The sequence below is a fragment of the Geobacillus zalihae genome (assembly GCF_030414215.1).
Taxonomy (GTDB): domain Bacteria; phylum Bacillota; class Bacilli; order Bacillales; family Anoxybacillaceae; genus Geobacillus; species Geobacillus zalihae.
Map to the genome: position 1 here is coordinate 1,314,880 of NZ_CP129217.1, position 18,918 is coordinate 1,333,797.

At 44.0% G+C, this 18,918-nt stretch carries 13 protein-coding genes and 4 pseudogenes; 10 read left to right on the forward strand and 7 right to left on the reverse strand.

The genetic code is table 11. The annotated features are described in order from the left end of the window. Window positions 1-121 precede the first annotated feature (121 nt). The 5 genes and pseudogenes from QWV57_RS06740 to QWV57_RS06760 all read left to right on the forward strand — a co-directional run bounded on the left by QWV57_RS06740 (window position 122) and on the right by QWV57_RS06760 (window position 3,037). Entirely contained in the window at window positions 122-697 is a 576-nt protein-coding gene (locus tag QWV57_RS06740) for a hypothetical protein (protein ID WP_200861011.1), read from the forward strand. Window positions 698-755: 58 nt separating this feature from the next. After that, on the forward strand, window positions 756-1,202 hold the full coding sequence (locus QWV57_RS06745) for a DUF8837 domain-containing protein (RefSeq protein ID WP_128570075.1): 447 nt from the start codon (window positions 756-758) through the stop codon (window positions 1,200-1,202). A 267-nt stretch (window positions 1,203-1,469) separates the two neighbouring features. Continuing rightward, a pseudogene (locus QWV57_RS06750) lies at window positions 1,470-1,898 on the forward strand (IS1634 family transposase); the annotation flags it as partial. 198 nt (window positions 1,899-2,096) lie between these two features. Further along, on the forward strand, window positions 2,097-2,510 hold the full coding sequence (locus QWV57_RS06755; protein WP_301102027.1) for a helix-turn-helix domain-containing protein: 414 nt from the start codon (window positions 2,097-2,099) through the stop codon (window positions 2,508-2,510). 56 nt (window positions 2,511-2,566) lie between these two features. Continuing rightward, window positions 2,567-3,037 (forward strand): annotated as a pseudogene (locus tag QWV57_RS06760) (IS630 family transposase). Between the two features lie 210 nt (window positions 3,038-3,247). Here the strand turns inward: QWV57_RS06760 and QWV57_RS06765 are convergent. The 4 genes and pseudogenes from QWV57_RS06765 to QWV57_RS06780 all read right to left on the reverse strand — a co-directional run. Next, window positions 3,248-3,676, reverse strand: coding sequence for a DUF3888 domain-containing protein (locus QWV57_RS06765; RefSeq protein WP_015374612.1), 429 nt, complete (start codon window positions 3,674-3,676; stop codon window positions 3,248-3,250). Between the two features lie 209 nt (window positions 3,677-3,885). Then, window positions 3,886-4,227 (reverse strand): annotated as a pseudogene (locus tag QWV57_RS06770) (ISL3 family transposase); the annotation flags it as partial. A gap of 147 nt (window positions 4,228-4,374) precedes the next feature. Then, on the reverse strand, window positions 4,375-5,706 hold the full coding sequence (locus QWV57_RS06775; protein ID WP_190300095.1) for an IS4 family transposase: 1,332 nt from the start codon (window positions 5,704-5,706) through the stop codon (window positions 4,375-4,377). A 98-nt stretch (window positions 5,707-5,804) separates the two neighbouring features. Then, a pseudogene (locus QWV57_RS06780) lies at window positions 5,805-6,659 on the reverse strand (ISL3 family transposase); the annotation flags it as partial. An 884-nt stretch (window positions 6,660-7,543) separates the two neighbouring features. On the opposite strand from QWV57_RS06780, the gene QWV57_RS06785 reads away from it, so the two are divergent. The 5 genes from QWV57_RS06785 (at window position 7,544) to QWV57_RS06805 (ending at window position 15,539) form a co-directional block, all read left to right on the forward strand. Beyond that, window positions 7,544-8,749, forward strand: coding sequence for a trans-sulfuration enzyme family protein (locus QWV57_RS06785; protein WP_015374550.1), 1,206 nt, complete (start codon window positions 7,544-7,546; stop codon window positions 8,747-8,749). Between the two features lie 643 nt (window positions 8,750-9,392). Beyond that, entirely contained in the window at window positions 9,393-9,899 is a 507-nt protein-coding gene (locus tag QWV57_RS06790) for a hypothetical protein (RefSeq protein WP_223810898.1), read from the forward strand. A gap of 5 nt (window positions 9,900-9,904) precedes the next feature. After that, window positions 9,905-10,729, forward strand: coding sequence for a DUF4391 domain-containing protein (locus QWV57_RS06795; protein ID WP_060787981.1), 825 nt, complete (start codon window positions 9,905-9,907; stop codon window positions 10,727-10,729). Continuing rightward, window positions 10,680-12,581 carry a site-specific DNA-methyltransferase gene (locus QWV57_RS06800; protein ID WP_301101498.1) on the forward strand — a complete coding sequence of 634 codons (1,902 nt, stop codon included), beginning with the start codon at window positions 10,680-10,682 and terminating at the stop codon, window positions 12,579-12,581. Before QWV57_RS06795 ends, QWV57_RS06800 begins: the two co-directional genes overlap by 50 nt. Window positions 12,582-12,584: 3 nt before the next feature. Further along, window positions 12,585-15,539 (forward strand): type III restriction-modification system endonuclease, encoded by a 2,955-nt coding sequence (locus tag QWV57_RS06805; protein ID WP_020754183.1) that lies wholly within the window; start codon window positions 12,585-12,587, stop codon window positions 15,537-15,539. 238 nt (window positions 15,540-15,777) lie between these two features. Here QWV57_RS06805 and QWV57_RS06810 read toward each other — a convergent pair whose 3' ends face one another. The 3 genes from QWV57_RS06810 to QWV57_RS06820 all read right to left on the reverse strand — a co-directional run bounded on the left by QWV57_RS06810 (window position 15,778) and on the right by QWV57_RS06820 (window position 18,854). Next, complete coding sequence (locus QWV57_RS06810; protein WP_301101501.1) at window positions 15,778-16,101, reverse strand: hypothetical protein; 324 nt, start codon at window positions 16,099-16,101, stop codon at window positions 15,778-15,780. A gap of 184 nt (window positions 16,102-16,285) precedes the next feature. Further along, a complete protein-coding gene (locus tag QWV57_RS06815; RefSeq protein ID WP_033004936.1) occupies window positions 16,286-18,034 on the reverse strand; it encodes an ABC transporter ATP-binding protein in 1,749 nt (582 codons plus the stop codon). Continuing rightward, window positions 18,024-18,854, reverse strand: coding sequence for a MerR family transcriptional regulator (locus QWV57_RS06820; RefSeq protein ID WP_033004934.1), 831 nt, complete (start codon window positions 18,852-18,854; stop codon window positions 18,024-18,026). The genes QWV57_RS06815 and QWV57_RS06820 overlap by 11 nt, the downstream gene beginning before the upstream one ends. Window positions 18,855-18,918 lie beyond the last annotated feature (64 nt).

The following is an 18,918-nucleotide window of genomic DNA, read 5'->3' on the forward strand; positions in this document are numbered from 1 at the left end:
ACTCACTTCATTATATTCTTATCAAGTTTCGACAATAAAAGTAGTTTTTCTACAAAGGAGTTTTACCATATTAATTGAATTTATGTTTATAAAAACCTTAATATATAAAAGGAGGTAATTGATGAAGAAACTTATTTATTGTGTTCTCACAATATTTATTCTAGCAATTGTGTTTACTTACCATTCCAACAGTTCTGCCTCTTCAAAAGAATTTTCACTTTTAGAAGCCTGTAAGTTTGCAAAGGAAAAAGCTAGACAGGAGTGGAGTAAAGATGCAGAAATCTATTATGTATTAAGTGTTGACGATAAGGAAAAAGAAAGTAAAAGTAAAGGGGAACACGGGAAAAGAAGATATTGGAATGTAATTCTAGCTAAACCAGGTACAGATGATCAAATGTTATATACAATTCATAATCAAAAAGTAGTAGAAAAATTAGCATTGACTGAACCTGTAAACAATGAAAATATAGTAGATTTAAACAAGATTCATTTTGATAGCGATAAAATTGTTGATAAAGCAAAAAAGGAATATAACCTATTACCAGGAAAAGGTTGGGCCGAAGGATATCATTTTGTTTTGCGAAAGTTAAACAGTGACCCGACTGTTGAAGTGGTTGGTAGGGATAAAAAGGGTAGGTTTATAAAGATTATCTTCAATGCTAGGACTGGAAAATTCGTTACCAAGATAACATCTTAGTATTTACTGATAAAATAATGATTAATTAACAAATTTTCTTGTGAAAGGTGTGTTTAACATGTTTAAAAAGCTTAAAACTAAGATTGTTACGAGTCTTTTTTCAGCGATCCTATTGACTTCACTTTTTATTGATTATGCTAGTGCAGCCTCCTACACTTATTTAAATCAAGATGTAACAGCGTATACTGCACCAGCAGGTTCGTTAACTTATTATGGTACAACCCCTCAAAAATATAAAACTGCTGCAGTACATCCTAAAACTTGCGGTAGTCCGAGTTCAGGAACAATTTTTCCTTTCGGAGCAGTTATTAAAACTTCCACAGTTTTAAAAACTCCGTCTGGAACTTCTATGCAATATTTTACAGTTGAGGATATGGGGGATGTATTTTGCTCCCGAGGTTTAACTCGACAATGGTTTGATATTTATTTCGGTTATACTTCAAGTGATATAAATCAAGCCAATCTATTCGGTATAAAAACTGTTAGCTACACTGTAACTTATTAATATTTACGAATAATGATCAGAGCTCTCAACATTTCAATGAAATAAAATCTCCTGAAACAAGGAATTGGATTAGTAAGCAGGGTAACATCCTGCTTTTTTCTTGTTTGCTCGGAGATATGAATTTGAAACTGCTTTTACTAGACTAACCAGGACCCGAGTTCGACAGTTTGAGGGCCATTTTAGGCAAATAAAAAGTCCAGAAATCCCGTTATATCAAGGACTTTGGGGTTGTCAACCTAGGAAAAAACCCTGAATTCCATAGGCACACGTTTAGCCGAAAAGTATGATGGCAAATATCTTATCCGCACGTCCGATGACACACTGTCTGCCGAGGATGTCGCGCTGGGATATAAGCAGCTGGTGGATATCGAGCTGGCTTTTCGTACACTGAAATCGACATTGGAATTGCGACCCATGTATCATCGCTTGGAAGACCGCATTCGTGTGCATGTGCTGCTCAGTTAGCTGGTTCTCTTGCTGGTTCGCATCGTAAAGATTCGGACCAACGAATCGTGGCCGAAAGTAAGAGAGGAATGCTAGCGTCTCACACTCGGACATTTTTCTTCGAAATACGGGGACCTTTATCAGCGGACAGAACTGACCGCCAAATAAGGGCAAACCTTTGCGACTCTAGGACTAGAGCCTCCCCCGAAGATCCTAGACATTCATCCTCGCTCCTATATACATGCTCATTGAAAAGTTAACCTTCGCATAAGCGGTGCCCACTCTGGTTATACTGCTCCTAAGGAAAAGCATGGGAAAGGAGCGGAATTCTGCATGAAACGTCTCAACATCACCGACAACCATGGATGGACGCCCCGGAAACTCCGCAAGCAGGAACGGAAGATCAAAAACGCTCATCTCCGCCAACGTGTGATGGCCGTCCGCCTGGTCATGGAAGGCTATTTGGGCAAAGACGTGGCCTCCATGGTCAACGTGTGCCGCCAAACCGTTTCCCATTATGTGTCGCTGTTTAACGAAGGGGGCCTGGAACTCCTGCTTCATCGGGATTTTGCCCCTGGGCGAGAGCCGTTTCTCACCGAAGAACAGCAGGAAGAGATCAAACACCTTGTGTTGACCACGACACCCGCGGAGCTGGGCTGGGACATCGCTTCGGCGTGGAATACGAAGATCCTTCAATCCTATGTACACCACCATTATGGCATCTCCATGTCCCGCGAAGCCTTGCGAAAACTCTTGCATCGAAAAGGGCTTTCGTGGACCCGGCCGACTTACACGTTGGCGAAAGGAGATCCGGATCGGCAAAAACACTTCGAAAAACAAATGGATCTAATAAAAAAAACTTAATCGATCCAGATTCCGTCCTGTTGTACATCGATGAAACGCATATCCGATCGTATCATGTGTTGCGTACGACATGGTCAGAGGTTGGCCGTCAAAAGCAAGTGCCGACGTTCGGCCATCATGCTCACGTATCGCTGTTTGACGCCGTTAACGTCCATGATGGCGAAACAGTTCTTTATCAAGCAGGAGCGGCCAATGCGACAACATTTTTGGATTTCCTGCGGATTCTCAAAGAGCGTTACCCGGATCGTCTCATCGTCTTGGTGCTGGATAACGCCCGAATTCATCATGCCAAAATGGTGTGAGAGTTTTTGCGGGAAGAAGGACGGAGTTTTCACTTCATTTACCTTCCTCCATATTCTCCGCAACTGAACCCGATCGAACGCTTGTGGAAATGGCTGAAAGACACTGTCATTGCCAATGTGTTTCACAAAGATCAAAACGATATCGCCCAAGCCATTGCCCGGTTTGTGGACTACATCCATGAACGCCCGAAGGAAGTGCTACAACGCCTAGGGTGTGCAGTGTAATCCAGAAGTTAACTTTTCAAGGTGCATCTATATAGATACACGCCACAAGTATACCTAATCGCCTCTCAGCCCTTCTGCATCAAGGACTGAGAGGCGATTTATTTGCCTAGTCACTGTCGAACTCGGGCAGGAGAAAGTAGCTGTATAAGCTCAGCTGTTCCTCGCTGATTAGTGAGTCCATTATTTAGGAAAAATAAAAGAGGTAATACCCTATGTTTGTTTTTTTATCTTCTCTTCGATGTGCTTGTAATCAATAATACGAATTTTGTCAAAATCGATTTCAAGTGTTATTATATCAATTCCGTAAGGAGGGTTGTGAGCCCCTTTAAATGTTTCTACACGAATTTTGAGTAAGAATTTATAACGACTCCCGGGTTCTAAATTTTTAATCTCTAATATTTTAGGCTTCCACCACTGAATTCCAGATGGTTTTCCATAATAATCCTGTACTGCTTTGGTTATATAAGGCGTTAAGAAGTAAATTGAAAGGTCCTCTAAATCATTTTTATTAACCACTAATGTAGTTGTTGACTCTGTTTCATAAATTTTTGATTTGGCGACAATTTTAGTCCCGACACCATACATTCCGAATAATATTATCAAAAAGAGGGACATTACTCCTATAAATTTCCTGTTCATATTTGAATTCCTCCTTTTATGGGTCTTCACCATTTTCTGTGATTTCTACTCAATCCTAGAGACATGTTAGCTGGATGAAATAGGTTCATCAGTCAGGATCCTTCTTCCGCATACAGACCACGAAGTTGGTAGAATGGAAACAGTCAAGTGCTTTCCTTGACGGGTTCCATTCTACCAACTATCATACCGATAGCGGAAGAAGGGAGTGCTTAGGCAGCCTGACTACCTGTAGTGTTCCCTGTACACTCCAGAAATACACGTAAACGAAACCGTTCTAGATTTCGATAGCCATATGCCCGGCGTTTGATGTTTTTGATCTTGTGATTCGTCCCCTCGATTCGGGCATTCGTATATGGGCACAAAAAGTAGGAAAGAATAGGCTCCTTCCACCTTTCAAGCGTGTTGGCTGCTTCCTGAAAAGAAGCAAAAGGGCTCTGTTTGGCTAACTTAATCCATTCTTCCAAGCGTTCCTTTGCTTCGTTATATCCATCGGTTCGGTAAAAATCCCGAAACAACTCTTTCAGATAATAAGCAATGGAAAGTGTCGGATACCATACCCGTCAAGTTAGCGGTATAAAATTTTTAAGACGATACTCGTGTTCATCCCCGCAGTGAATGATGGGGATCACATCCATTATTGGGCATACCAAATACCCCTCCAGAAGAGGGGTATTTGGTATTTATATCCATATCTAATTCTACCATATCTCTAATTTCGTTAAGATATCTGATGCCGTTTCTTCCCCTTTCCTTCGACCTTTCTTGGCATGTTTTCGTAACAGGGAAAGGAGAGAGAAAAGGTTGATTTCCGCCATATGCGAACGCAAAAGCAACTGGTGCCAATACGATTGGAGAAGATCGAGCGCTTTCCGTTCACTGATTTCAATGTCTTCCTTTTGATGCCAATACATCCGAGCTTGAAACAGAAACGTCTGGGTGACCAAAATGGCAATCAACGTCCCGTATAAATGGCATTCGAAACGTTCTTTTTTCATCTCCTTGACTTTCTCCAAATCAAATACGGATTTCCAGGCTTTAAACAACAATTCAATTTGCCAGCGCAGGGAATAGAGCTCATAAACCTGTTGACCATCAAACGACTCTTGTGGTAAATTCGTCAGTAAGATGTGGTATTTCTTTTGTTCGAGGGTTTGGCGTGCCAGCGCCTTCCCTTTTCTTTTTTCCTTTTTCCGCACATACGCCATCCGTTTTTGCCATTCTTCCGCCGTCAGACGGCGGAAAACCAACCGTGGAACATACAAGCGTTCATGTCCGATGTATACATGTTCCATTTCCACTGATTCCCCTTCCTCTAATTGATTCCCAAGGGATTCCCAATCCCATTCCTTCCACTGGCCATTCTCCTTGATATACACTTTCATATCGGAACGGAGCCGAGTAATATCATACGCTCCGCGGGCGTCGATCTCGGCCAGTGCGGCAACGGAGAAAAAGCCCAAATCCCGAATACATAGGTCATTCGGTAAAATCGTATGCTGGGCATGATAGGCAAAACGAGCGTCCGAGTCATTGGCCGATTGAACGCATAGCTGAAGGCAGGCGCCGGATAACAAGTCATATTCAAACTGAATTTTCACCCCCGACGAAACGGAACCTCGATAGTCTTCCCCATAGTCAGCGGGAACCAAAAAGCTGGTTGAGTCCAAAATCCGCAGGCGGGTAAAACAAGTTCGATAGGTCTCCATGGCTGACAAAAGCAATGGACGTTGATGCAGGAGGAGAAGGAAAAACACTTCTCGCAAAAATGCCACGGCCCGATCGGTAAAACGCTGATTCAAGCCTTCGCTTGAAAGGGAACAGCCATGCCAGAGCGTCAAGGCCGCACACAACCGCTGAAGCGACTGTTTGGCCAGTGAGCCATCTCCCCATGCACAGAGAGTCAGAAAGGCTTCCGCCGTTAACGAACGCTGCCGCCGGATAAAGCCTGTTTTCCGTGCGAGACGGGTTAATTCTTCGGGAGAAAAGAGTTGACGAATGGTTTGAACCCATGCTTTCATTTGTTTTTCCATGAAAAAAATCCTTTCTAACGTGGAGTGTTCGTTAGAAAGGATACCATGTTTTTGACGATGCACAAAGACCAAAATTCTTAACTTGATGGGTATGGTGTCGGATACTCCTCCAAGATATCGTCTAATCGAAGCCGTTGGTCCTTACGAAGCTTTTCACAGCCTTTTAAGAGAAGATATCGAGCCTTTTTCAATGGAGAAAATTCCTTTCTTGCTTGATCCAAGGCTTGTGTCACTTTTTGAACCACATGGTACTTATCGATGACAATCGAAGCAGATGGAAACAGGGAGCGAACCGCCTTATGATAAGGTTCCCACATGTCAAGAATCACCGTTTGGACCATTTCTTTCGACAGGATATTTTGGCTCAACAAGTTGATGGCGGAGTCACATTGGCGATCGGCATGCATTCCCATGACCGATCCGGCTCTGGCATCCATCAATACAGTTTCATACTGATGTCCCTTTTTTACCGCGATTTCATCTAAACTAAGCACCATTCCTTCTTGAGAAGATGCTTCTATCGCTGTTTGACGCTCTTTTGCTTTTTTCGATGCGATGGAGTAATAAATGCGTTCCAATGTCGTATATGGGATGCGGTGCTTTCGACTAACCTCTTGAATGGTGGTGCCTTCGCAAAGTTCATACAAATACCCACAAAATCGATTGGTGTAATGTTGATTGGGTGAAATCGATTCCAAAGAGGCGGAAAACACTTGGGAACAATTCCAGCACCGATAGCGCTTTACCTTTACGAACAAGTACACCGGTTGATGGAAAATCGCCAAATCCCGTACTTTTCTTGTCCGTCTGTCGTGGACAGAGGAAGTGGCAAACCCACAATGAGGGCAACGTTCCTGTGTCTCTGTTTTCTCTACATGAATCGCATAACCATAGGAAAGAAGTTCGTGTTTAATCACTTTAAATTCTGGCAATCCTAGTGATATAGAAAGCACTTACGAGACCTCCCTAATGTTTATTTCACCGCTAACATTATTGCCAGGATCTCGTCAGTGCTTTCTCTTTTTTGTCACTAAATCACAAAATTTGGTGATGAACCAGAATTTTTAAATAAAAATAAATTGATATACCAATTTTTTTAAACGATTAACATTCGGTATTTTTATATTCAGTGAACTATCCTCCACCTATGCTTCGTTTTAGAAGTAGGACTTCTCGGTTAATCGTATCTAACGATACGATAGGACCGAACTATCAAGCCGGTTCCATGCTCTATATAGGATTATGCTAATAACCGCAATCCTCCTTGTATCTCTAGAAAATCAATGGCAAAATGGAGGGGCTTTTTAAATAAAGGAAGACTTCATTAAAGGATTGAAACAATAACACATCTTAGCAACAAGAAGCAATATAGGAGTTCCGCTATGCTTTGCTGTTTGTTCTTATGCCAAGCTGGAAATGATCATTTACGGGATATCGCGCCGTACGCCAACTCGCGGCACTGGCGATGGGCTCGCGTATCACATGTATTCCTTAAGGAAACAACCCCATGCAAGGACGTTTTTATAGTTGGCAACTTTATCAAAATCAAAATCATAGGTTTACTTTTTTAAAAAAAAATTATATAATATCTATTAAGTTCTGAAATAAACAAAAATTCTGTCTATAAAAGATAAATCCAGACAAATCAAAATAAAAGAGGTTCATAAACAAGCCAGCATACATAAATTGTTTCATCGATCATTTTGTTATGTAGTCTTCGAGAAAAGGGTAATAAAATTCTTTGTCATAAAGATTGATTTTTTTGACCGATACCAACTATTTTTATCAAGAACTCTTGTCGAGCCGGGTATCTAGAGAAGCAAAGGAGAGAGAATAGATGGACAAACGTGATAATCGTGAGAAAATGAATCTTGAAGGACTTCGAACTGAAACCTTGGTTGTCCATGGCGATGATTGGGTCACCGATGATGGGACGGTGGCTCCGCCCATCTATTACACAGCTACGTTTCGTGCGCATAATTCCCGTGAATTCGCAGAAATGGCGGGAACACCCCGCCATTCTCGGTATTATACGCGCTACGGCAATCCATTGCATGAGCGCGTTGCGAAGATTATGGCTGAACTGGAAGGTACAGAAACCGCACTGGTAACTGGCTCCGGGATGGGGGCAATTGCCACGGCCATTCTAGCTCTAGTCAGCGCGGGAGATCATGTGATTGCCCAAACGCGGCATTATATGAGCACCGCCAAGATTATGGATGAGATGCTGCCGCGGTTTGGCGTGGAAGTGACTCTGGTCGAACAAGCGGACATCAACGCCTTTGCAGAAGCGATACGGCCTAACACAAAGCTCATCATGGTCGAGACGCCTGCCAATCCGACTTTGGTGTTGACGGATTTGGCTGCTGTGGTGGAGTTGGCGCGCCCGCATGGAATTATCGTCGTGGCCGATAACACCTTCGCATCGCCGATCAATCAGCGGCCTCATGATCTAGGTGTCGATATCGTTATTCACAGCGCAACAAAATATTTGGGGGGACACCATGATTTGACAGCTGGTGTCATCTGCACCAGCGAGGAGTTAGCCGAGCGTATTTGGCATACGCATATTTCCATCGGTTCGGTCCTCTCGCCAATGGATGCATGGCTATTATTGCGCGGTCTGCGTACGCTTCCGATACGGATGGAACGCATTAATGCCAACGCTTTAGCCCTGGCTGAGTTTTTAGAGCAGCAGCCACAGGTAGAGCGTGTATATTATCCAGGTCTTCCTAGCCATCCGCAACACGAGTTGGCAAAACGTCAGATGAAAGGGTTCGGAGCAGTCATTGCCTTTGCCATTAAAGGTGGCTATGAAGAAACTCAGCGCTTCGTTTCTGCATTGAAACTGCCGCCTAACGCGGTGAGTTTGGGTGGCGTCGATTCCCTTGTGGTGCATACAGCAGCGATGTGGGAAGGAGTGATGACCGAGGAGCAGATGAAGACAGCTGGGATTCCGTCCAACTTCGTGAGATTCTCGGTCGGCATCGAGCATATCGATGATCTGAAAGCGGATGTGTGGCAGGCGCTGCAGGTAGTTTAACGTTGTCCCGAAGAGTCTCTCTCCTTGAAACGAAGGCAAGGGGGGAGATGAATCGGGAAGTTTTTGATTCATAAAAGCGAATATATGTGCTATCATCGAGCCAGCCAATCAGGCAAGTAAAAAAGACAATTCTCCTATTTCGTGGCCAAAAAGTGTTTTTTCGAGAACAGGTCACGAGCCAATCTTCCAATCAACATAACATTACTTACTTTTCAATTTCAAGAGATTCGCAGGATTGTGCAAAAAAGCACCTTGCCGCCCTAGAGAATCATGGTAAAATGAAGGTGCTCTTTTTAAAAGCTGGCCTCGTTCAGAGGATTGAAACGCTTCCGCTTTGATGTGAATGAAACGGTTCATAAACCTTTTTTAAAGCAGGTCTTGTTTAGAGGATTGAAGCATCTCTCTTTAATCACACAAAAAATTCTTTTCAAGATTTTTTTAAGCTGACCTCGTTGAGAGGAAAAAGAGCAGCCAGCTCCCTATTATGGAGAGTTGGCTGTTTTTATGTATGTGGTTTGTATGGGAGCAAAAAGATTTTTCTGCGCGCAGAAAAGGGATGGATATGTATTTGGTGGTGTACGGCGGCTCGGTATCGTGAATTTATAAGCGGGATATTTATTTAGACGACTTCCGGATGGATTTGTTGAATTTCATGAAGGAACATAAAGAAGAGCTCGAGCGGGCGCCGTTTGGACTGTTCAGCATTACCGCTAATCAAAATGAAAAACTGAAAGACGAAATTCAGCCAGGCGTCATTTTCTGCCTAAAACAAACGGCGCCGATGGCATCTGCGCATGAACAAAACGCGCTTCATCCCTATTATTTGGTGTATGTCCGCAAAGACGGCACGGTGTTGTACCATCCTGGGCATGTCAAGAAAATGTTGGACCTGTATCGCTCGCTTTGCAACGGCAAAAAAGACGTCGAATGGGGCTTGTACAAGGCGTTTTACCAAGAGACGAAAAACGGAAAAGACATGGGGCGATACAAGGCCCTGCTGGAAAAAGCGGTGGAAGAGATCGTCGGCAAGATGGATCAGCAATTGATGCTCAACATCTTCAGCCTAGGGAACTTGGACGCCTTCGTGACGAACGCCAACACGAGCTTGCAAGATTTTGAGATCGTTTCGTATTTGATCATTAAAGGGTGAGGATCATGGCCGCATCCGCATTTTATGCTACAATAGGACTGGACGAGCGCGTCCGCCCGTTGCATAAAAAGCTTGACAAAAAAATGTTTTACGACTATGCGGATTTGACGAAAAAAGAAAAGGACTATATGACGAAAGACATCGAGCGGATCGAGTTGACATACTTGTTGACCTCAAGGGTCATCAACATTCAGCCGTTCGTCAACGACGACTACCATTACGAAGGGGTCATGTTTATCACCGTTCGGCTGCGCACGGAATCAAAGGATGCGCACGTTTCCGTGATCGGGGAAATCATCCAAAAAACAGTGCCCAATCCGACCGTTATCGTGTTTGAAAAAGAAGGAAACGTTCGAATTGGAACATGCCGAAAGCGGCTGAACAAAAACGACCGAACCAAAACCGTGGCCGAAGAATGGGCGTATACGCCGTGGTTTTCACTCGATCATGCTGACGAGACGGTCAAGCAGTTTCTTCGCGCCGTCCATATGACGAAGCTGTCGTTCGCCAACTTTTTTCGGTTTTATCAAGACATCCATCTGGCGGTGCAGGCGTTCCAGCACGCCAAAGCGATCGGCGCCTTTTACATCGCCGCTGATGAACAATCCAAACAGCTCGTCGCGCAAATCGAACAGGCGGAAGTCGAAATCGCAAAATGGAAAAACGAAATCAAAAAAGAAACACAGTTTAATCGAAAAGTAGAATACCATATGAAAATTCAACAGCTAACGAAGCAAATCGAACAATGGAAGCAACAATTGCGCGGAAAGGAGCAGCACGATGGAGAAACTGGATGGAAAATCGCTCGACCTTGTCAAAACAAACATTGAAGCGTTAAAGCAACTATTCCCAGAAGTTGTCACGGAGGGGAAAATCGATTTTGACAAATTGAAGCTTGTTCTCGGCGAAGAGATCGAAACGCGCAACGAAAAGTACGAATTCACCTGGCACGGCAAAACACAAGCGATGAAACTCGCCCAAACGCCGTCCACTGGCACCTTGCGGCCGGACAAAGCATCAAGCAAAAACTGGGAGACAACGGAAAACTTGTATATCGAAGGCGACAACTTGGAAGTACTGAAACTATTGCAAAAATCGTATTTCGGCAAAATCAAAATGATTTACATCGACCCGCCGTACAATACGGGGAAAGACTTTGTGTACAAAGACGACTTTCGCGACAATATCCGAAATTACAAAGAAATCACGCAGCAAATGACCAAAGCGAATACAGAGACAAACGGGCGCTACCACACCGATTGGTTGAATATGATGTACCCGCGGTTGAAGTTGGCGAGGAATTTATTGAGGGAGGATGGGGTTATATTTATAAGTATTGATGATCATGAAGTTGCGAATTTGAGGAAAATTTGTGATGAGATATTTGGAGAAAATAATTTCATTGCCCAATTTACTTGGGTGAAAAAGAAGAAAGGTAGTCATTTGTCCCAAACTATCCGTAACGTAACTGAATATGTAATTGCTTATAAAAAGAAAGATATAAACATTGAATTGTTTGGAGAAAATGCATATTCTGACAAATGGCAACCATTAGTGAAGAGGACAAATAGTCATAAGGTGCTAGTTTTTCCTGCTAATTCAGTACAAACTACATTGCAAGATGGAACTTATGAAGCTGGAATATACGGAGAGGGTAGCACTTCCGTGAATTTTTTGGAACCTTTTATAGTTAAAAATGGTTTGGTTATATCCAAAATTACAGTCGATGGGCCGTTTGTGTGGACGCAAAATAAACTAGATGAAGAGCTAAGGTTAGGAACTTCAGTATCACTATCGAGTAAATTTGGTTTTAATGTACTAAAATTTGATCAAGAAAGTAAAGTCAAAAGACCACCAACTTTATTAGATAACAAGCTAGATATTGGGACAAATGAAGATGCTTATGAAGAATGTCTTACGCTTTTTGGAGAAGAAGGAGTGGTTAGTTACCCCAAACCAGTAAGTTTAGTGAAATATTTGATTAATACATTAGGTTATTATGATAAGGACATGATAGTCTTAGACTTTTTTGCTGGATCCGCTGCTACTGCAGAAGCCGTGATGAGTTTAAATGCACAAGACAATGGTAGTAGAAAATTTATTATGGTTCAGTTAGATGAATTTCTAGATCCGAGCGATGACCAGCAAAAGAAAACTTTTGAATACTTAAAATTTATTGGTAAACCTCCTGTTTTATCCGAAATCGGCAAGGAACGCATCCGTCGGGCGGGGGAGAAGATTATTCGAGAAACCGGGAAGACGGATTTGGATATCGGCTTTAAAGTGTTTAAGCTCGATTCCTCCAATATCAAAGAATGGGATCCGGACTTTGACAACCTCGAACAAACGCTTTTCGATTTGCAAAACAATATTAAGGAAGATCGGACGAAAGAAGATTTATTGTATGAGATTTTGTTGAAAATCGGGTTGCCGTTGACGGTGCCGATTGAGGAAATCGACTGCCGGGGCAAAACGATTTACAACGTTGCCTATGGTTCCGTACTTATTTGCTTGGAAGACGAAATCGATCTTGACCTTGTTCAGGAGATGTTGAAACACCGTTCTGAGCATATGCCGCCGAAAGTTATTTTGAAAGAATCCGGCTTTATGAGCGACGCGGTGAAAACGAATGCCTTGCAAACATTGAAAAAGCACGGCATCACGGATGTGAGGAGTGTATAACCGATGAAGCTGAAGTTTCACGCGGATTTGGACTACCAACGGCGCGCGATTGAGTCGGTGGTGCATATTTTCAAAGGACAGGAACTGAGTCAGTCGAACTTCACCGTTTCGTACGGCCCTGATGCGGGAATGCTTCAAACGGACTTAGGCGTCGGGAATCGGCTTGACCTGACGCCTGAGGAAATTTTAAAAAACGTCCAAGACATCCAGGTGAGAAACGGACTGCCACGCAGCGAACGGCTCGATGGCATGCATTTTACGATTGAAATGGAGACCGGAACAGGAAAGACGTACGTATATTTGCGGACGATTTATGAGCTCCATAAACATTATGGGTTTACAAAATTTGTTATCGTCGTCCCGTCAGTGGCAATTCGTGAAGGGGTGTATAAAACACTGCAAATCACCCGCGACCATTTTGAAGAACTGTACGACCGCACGCCGGTTGAGTACTTTATTTACGACTCGCAGAAGCTTGATCAAGTCCGCAATTTTGCGACGGCGACAACGATTCAAATCATGATCATCAATATCGATGCGTTCCGCAAAAGCTTTGAAGATCCAGAAAAAGAAGATAAAGCGAACGTCATTCATCGGCCGAACGACCGTCTAAACGGATACCGCCCGATTGAATTTATCCAACAGACGAATCCGATTGTCATCATCGACGAACCGCAAAGCGTCGATACGACGCCGAAGTCGAGGGAAGCGATTGCGTCGCTGAACCCGCTTTGTACGCTGCGCTACTCGGCGACGCATGTGGATAAATACAATATGATATATCGCCTCGATGCGGTCGATGCGTACAATCAAAAGCTTGTGAAAAAAATTGAGGTCATGTCTGTCCGCTCTGAGCCGTCGTTCAATGTGCCGTACATCAAACTTGTCGAGGTGAAAGAGCGGAAAGCGAAACTTGAGCTCGATGTCGAATCGCGCGGAAAGGTGAAGCGAACGACGAAAACGGTCAAATACGGCGATGACTTGTATGACGTTTCGGGGGAGCGCGAACTGTACCGCGGCTATATCGTCGAGCAAATCGATTGGACGGAAGGAAATGAAGCGGTTGAAATCAACGGCTATCGACTCAGGGTGGGCGAGGCGATTGGGGATGTCGATGACGATGCCATCAAGCGGTATCAAATCCGCAAAACGATTGAAGAGCATTTAAATAAAGAATTGTGGCTTCGCCCGCGCGGGATTAAAGTGCTCAGCTTGTTCTTTATCGACAAAGTTGCCCATTACCGCGACTATGATCAAGAAGGCCAGCCGGTAAAAGGAAAATATGCGATCATGTTTGAGGAAGAGTATCGGAACTTAATGCAAAAGCCGAAATACCGTCCCCTCTGGGAAGATCCGGGCATTGACCAAGATATCGAGAAGGTGCATAACGGATATTTTGCCCAAGATAAAAGAGGACGGTTGAAAGATACAAAAGGAAATACAGAGGCGGATACGGATGTATACAACCTTATTATGAGAGACAAAGAACGGCTGCTCAGCCTCGATGAGCCGCTCCGCTTCATTTTCTCCCATTCCGCGCTCCGTGAAGGATGGGACAACCCGAACGTCTTCCAAATTTGCACGTTGAAAGACTCCTCCGGCACGTACGTATCGAGGCGCCAGGAAATCGGGCGCGGATTGCGGTTGGCTGTCGATCAAAACGGAGAGCGGGTGCATGACGATCATGTCAACATATTAACGGTGATGGCGAATGAGTCGTATGAAGAATTCGTCGCTACGTTGCAAAAAGAGATTGAAGAGGATACGGGCATTCGGTTCGGCAAAATTGAAAAGCATGTCTTTGCGAAACTCATCTATTTGGACGAGGCGACGGACGAGCCGGTGCAAATGGGTTATGATTTATCATTGAAGCTGTATGAGGAATTAAAACAAAACGGCTATATTGACAAACAGGGCAAAGCAACGGAAAAGCTCAAGCAGGCCATTGAAGACTACGACCTCCGTTTAGGCGACGAATTCCAGCCGTGGCGGTCGTCCATCGTGAAAGAGATCAAACGGCACTTGCAAGCGTTGCCGATCAAAGATGGGACGAAAAAGAAAAAAGTCAATGTCAATATGGCGGTTCTCAATCAAGAAGAGTTTCGGCAATTGTGGGACAAAATCAAATACAAAACCGTCTATTCGGTCGATTTTGACAGCGAACAGCTCATTGACTTGTGCATCGCCGCCATTCAGGAAATGAAGCCCATTGAAAAAATCCGCATTGTCAGCCGGAAAGGACGGGTTGAGATCGACCATGTGACAGGCGTACAGGCTCAGGTGGTCAGCGAAAAAGTGGAGGATTACGTGAGCTTGCACCATACGCTTCCGGATGTCATCACGGAGCTGCAAAACCGGACGAATTTAACGCGGAAGACGATCGTGCGCATTTTGACCGGCTGCAAACGGCTCGATGATTTCAAAAACAATCCGCAGAAGTTTATTGAAGAAGTGGCAAACATCATCCAGCGCCAAATGAGGCTGTTGCTGAAAGATGGCGTGAAATATTACAAAATTGGTGATGATGCGTATTACGCGGTCGAACTGTTCCAAAACGAAGAGCTGCTCGCCTATTTGAACGACAACGCCATCCCGAGCGAAAAATCGCCGTTTGACCATATCCTTTACGATTCCGATGTGGAAGAGCGGTTCGCCAAACGTTTTGAACACGATGAGAACGTAAAAGTGTACGTCAAACTGCCGAGTTGGTTTAAAATTGACACACCGATCGGCTCCTACAATCCCGACTGGGCGCTTGTCATCGAAAAGGATGGAGAGGAAAAACTGTACTTCGTCCTCGAGACGAAAGGACAGGAATGGGAGGACGAACTGCGTCCCGGTGAAGCAGCGAAAATTGCCTTCGCCCGCAAACACTTCCAAGCCATCGGAACAGACGTGGAATTCATCGGACCGGAGAATGATGTCGAGCGGTTTATGTTACGAGCCTTAAGCCGTTGAAGGTGGGGACAAAACAGAAGCCAAGCGGGCTTCTGCTTTGTCTTAGCATCACATTATGAATCGACCCGGTTGAGTGCAAAATGGTGGAGACATTCAAGAGCACACTCCCGTACAGCAACAAGGCGCTAGTGCATGGCACACTTAGGAGGCCGGTGATTTAATGAAGCATATAGCTCCACAACATCGTTTTTCAAATAGAAAAACTTTGTAGCATCAGTCCTTCTTTTCACGCATTCACTCATCGATCAGGGGAAACAACTGTTTTCCACCAGCCTTTTAGAGAAATAGTGGTTGATAAAAAATGAGCTTCAAAGCGGAAGCGTTGCGAGTTTTCATCGCTTCGCCATCGGTGTAGAAAAGAGAGCGGCATCGCACCGCTCTTTTTGTATTTTTGATCGGTCGACAAAGTTCGATGGCAATGTTTTACAAAAATTGACACAATCAAATTGAACGTGTTGCCTATAGTGGGGAGCTGATTCATTGTTTCAGCTCCTGTTTTTGGAAGAATGGTTGCTTCACAGAATGAATCCTTGACACGCAAGGGGAGCAAAGAGGGTTGCACCTATGGACATCCGCATTCGTAAGATCTTGGTCTTCCACCATTGATTGACCGGCTGGGTGCGGTGGACTCTCAATGCCAGCCTCCTGCTGGTGCTGGCGTTCAGTGGCTCACAAAGTCCTTTGTTCTTCCTCTTGTTAAGGTGCGAAATGTGAGTTGGAAAGTCGGTGAGTATATGGCTGCCTAATTACCTTTTGCCTTGGGAAAACTGATGGGTGACCAGCTTTTGATATAAACGATGGGTAGCCAGCAATAATTCATGGTTTCCCTGTCCAGTAATGCGCCCGTCTTCGACAACGAAGATCGTGTCTGCATCGGTGACGGTAGAAAGCCGATGGGCAATAATCAACGTCGTTCGACCTTTCATCACGTTTTTCAGCGCTTCTTGCACTAGGCTTTCTGAGTCGCTGTCCAAGTTAGAAGTGGCTTCATCTAATAGCAGGAGTTTTGGGTTTTTTAAGATGGCTCGAGCAATCGCAATACGTTGTCTCTGCCCTCCTGAAAGCTTGATCCCTCGTTCGCCGACTTCTGTTTCATAGCCATTCGGCAATTTTTGAATAAATTCGTGAGCGTTGGCCAGCCGAGCGGCCTGTTCGATTTCTTCATGCTCAGGCATGCTTTCGAATCCATAACAAATATTTTCTCGAATGGTGCTTGACAAAATGGGAATATCTTGAGAAACGTAGCCAATCGCTTGTCGCCATTTTTGTAAATCGATTTCATGGATAGGTATGTTTCCTAACAAGATTTGTCCCTCGTCTGGCAGATAAAAGCGTTCAATCAGTGAAAAAATGGTGGTTTTTCCGCCGCCGCTGGGGCCAACAAAAGCGTAAATTTTGCCTGGCTCAATGGTAAAATGAATGCCTTTTAGCACCGGTTTATCTTGATGATAAGAAAAGGAAACATGTTTGAACTGCAATGTTTGATTGAAGTCGGGTTCTTTTTGTGAGCCCAGCAGTTCCCGTTGCTCTTGAAAGATTTCATTAATCCGCTCTGTAGCCCCCAATGCTTTTTGAAAGGTGGTGAAAAAGGAAGCTGTAGCAGTGAAAGGCATGACAATTTGAAAAATATAAATGATGATGGCCGCAAGCTCTCCCGCCGTCAAATGCCCAGATGCAACCTGGGCGCCGCCATAACCGACAATGATCACGACAACGAGCATCATGACGGTGGCAATCATCGGTGAGATGACGGCATAGACTTTCGCTTCTTTCAAACCGAAGGTCATTAAATTTTTGATCTCTTGATCTCCTTTTTCTGCTTCCATGTGTTGACCGTTATAAGATTTCACGAGACGGATATCTTGCAAGATCCGGCCAAGATGTCCCGAAAACTTGGCCAGTTCATCTTGCGTGCGCAAAGAAATTTGATGCATCTTTCTTCCCAACGGCATGATGATGAGCATAGCAGCGGGAACGGCCAAAAAGATAAAGAGAGTAATTCGCCAATCAATCATAATCAGTAAAATGATGGAACCGATCACAGAGACGATGCCACTAAAAAATGTGACGAGATGGTTGGAAATAAGCAATTTGATGACTGCTGTATCTTGAGTAATGCGGCTCATCGTTTCCCCCGATTCATAGCGGTCAAAAAAGGAAACAGGCAAATGAAGGATGTGGTTCCATAATCGACTTCGAATCTGGGCTACTAGAGCTTCTCCGGCATACGACATGAGATAAAACGAGATGCCGCCTGCCGCCGTTTGAATGAGAAAAGCAGATAAGAGCCAAAAAATTTGTTGCCACTTCATTCCGCCATGGGCTAAGAGATCAATAAAGTCTTTCGCAAACAGGGGGATGATCAACCCAGCCCCGCTTTCAATCAATCCAAGAATGAGGGCGAAAGCAATGAGCGATTTGTTCAATTTTCCTTGTTTGAGCAAATACCAAAATGGTTTTGGACTGCCTTGTTTCGTTTCGATCCTATTTTTCATATCCACTGTTCTCTCCTTCCTTTGATTCCTTCATATCTATACCCATGTGCTCAAGACGTTGCATGTAGTCATCCATCGCTTGTTCAAGCCACTGCGTCTCTTCTTTGGAAAAGGGGAGGGGACTAAGAACATCCCATTCTTCTTTCCACTCAAAAGAATCCCATTGGTTCTGGTTAAGTAGCTCGGTAATCTTTTCAACGGTCTCCAAGCTCAAAAGACCAAAAGTAGAGCGCAGGAACGTTTCAATCATGTGCTGTACGTCAGGGTGGTCGGCGGGGAGTCCGTACAGTTCGTGAACTTGTTTGACGAATTGGGCATAGGATTTGATCATTTCGTTCTCTTTTTGCTTGAGTTCTTCATTATGGAAGATGGCATCAACCGTTTCTTGGTCTAGGTAATGTGTCATCAATCGTTTTTGATCATCTTCTGTTTGAATGCTGCGGATTAAGCTCATCAAGAGAAGGCTGTCAATTTCTCCTTCTTCCTCTAAAAGGGTGATGGCATATTCAATGGCTTGAATGGATCTTTCTAACTGTCTTCGTTTCTGTTCTAGCATGTTTTTTTCCAGCATCAACGTTTCTTTTAAGGTAAGGTCGTATGTTGGTTGGTGAATATATTGTCGAATCTCTTCCAAGCTAAGCCCAATAAACTTCAAACTCATAATTTTGTGCAATTGAAGAATGTCCTCTTCCGTATAGATTCGATGTCCTGATGACGGATCTTTCGTTGGCTGCAGCAGTCCAATTTCATCATAATACCGCAATGTCCGGATGGATACACCTGTCTTTTTGGCGATTTCGCCGATCGAATACGTCTCCATGACAGTTGTCCTCCTTCTTTCTTTTGCTAGTCTCTCCCTTATCATACACCCTAACGCAACTGGA

What these genes read in the sequence shown, in the direction of transcription:
- QWV57_RS06740 (WP_200861011.1), top strand. Translation starts at nt 122, where the DNA reads ATGAAGAAACTTATTTATTGTGTTCTCACAATATTTATTCTAGCAATT.
- QWV57_RS06745 (WP_128570075.1), top strand. Translation starts at nt 756, where the DNA reads ATGTTTAAAAAGCTTAAAACTAAGATTGTTACGAGTCTTTTTTCAGCG.
- QWV57_RS06755 (WP_301102027.1), top strand. Translation starts at nt 2,097, where the DNA reads ATGGAAGGCTATTTGGGCAAAGACGTGGCCTCCATGGTCAACGTGTGC.
- QWV57_RS06765 (WP_015374612.1), bottom strand. Translation starts at nt 3,676, where the DNA reads ATGAACAGGAAATTTATAGGAGTAATGTCCCTCTTTTTGATAATATTA.
- QWV57_RS06775 (WP_190300095.1), bottom strand. Translation starts at nt 5,706, where the DNA reads ATGGAAAAACAAATGAAAGCATGGGTTCAAACCATTCGTCAACTCTTT.
- QWV57_RS06785 (WP_015374550.1), top strand. Translation starts at nt 7,544, where the DNA reads ATGGACAAACGTGATAATCGTGAGAAAATGAATCTTGAAGGACTTCGA.
- QWV57_RS06795 (WP_060787981.1), top strand. Translation starts at nt 9,905, where the DNA reads ATGGCCGCATCCGCATTTTATGCTACAATAGGACTGGACGAGCGCGTC.
- QWV57_RS06800 (WP_301101498.1), top strand. Translation starts at nt 10,680, where the DNA reads ATGGAGAAACTGGATGGAAAATCGCTCGACCTTGTCAAAACAAACATT.
- QWV57_RS06805 (WP_020754183.1), top strand. Translation starts at nt 12,585, where the DNA reads ATGAAGCTGAAGTTTCACGCGGATTTGGACTACCAACGGCGCGCGATT.
- QWV57_RS06815 (WP_033004936.1), bottom strand. Translation starts at nt 18,034, where the DNA reads ATGAAAAATAGGATCGAAACGAAACAAGGCAGTCCAAAACCATTTTGG.
- QWV57_RS06820 (WP_033004934.1), bottom strand. Translation starts at nt 18,854, where the DNA reads ATGGAGACGTATTCGATCGGCGAAATCGCCAAAAAGACAGGTGTATCC.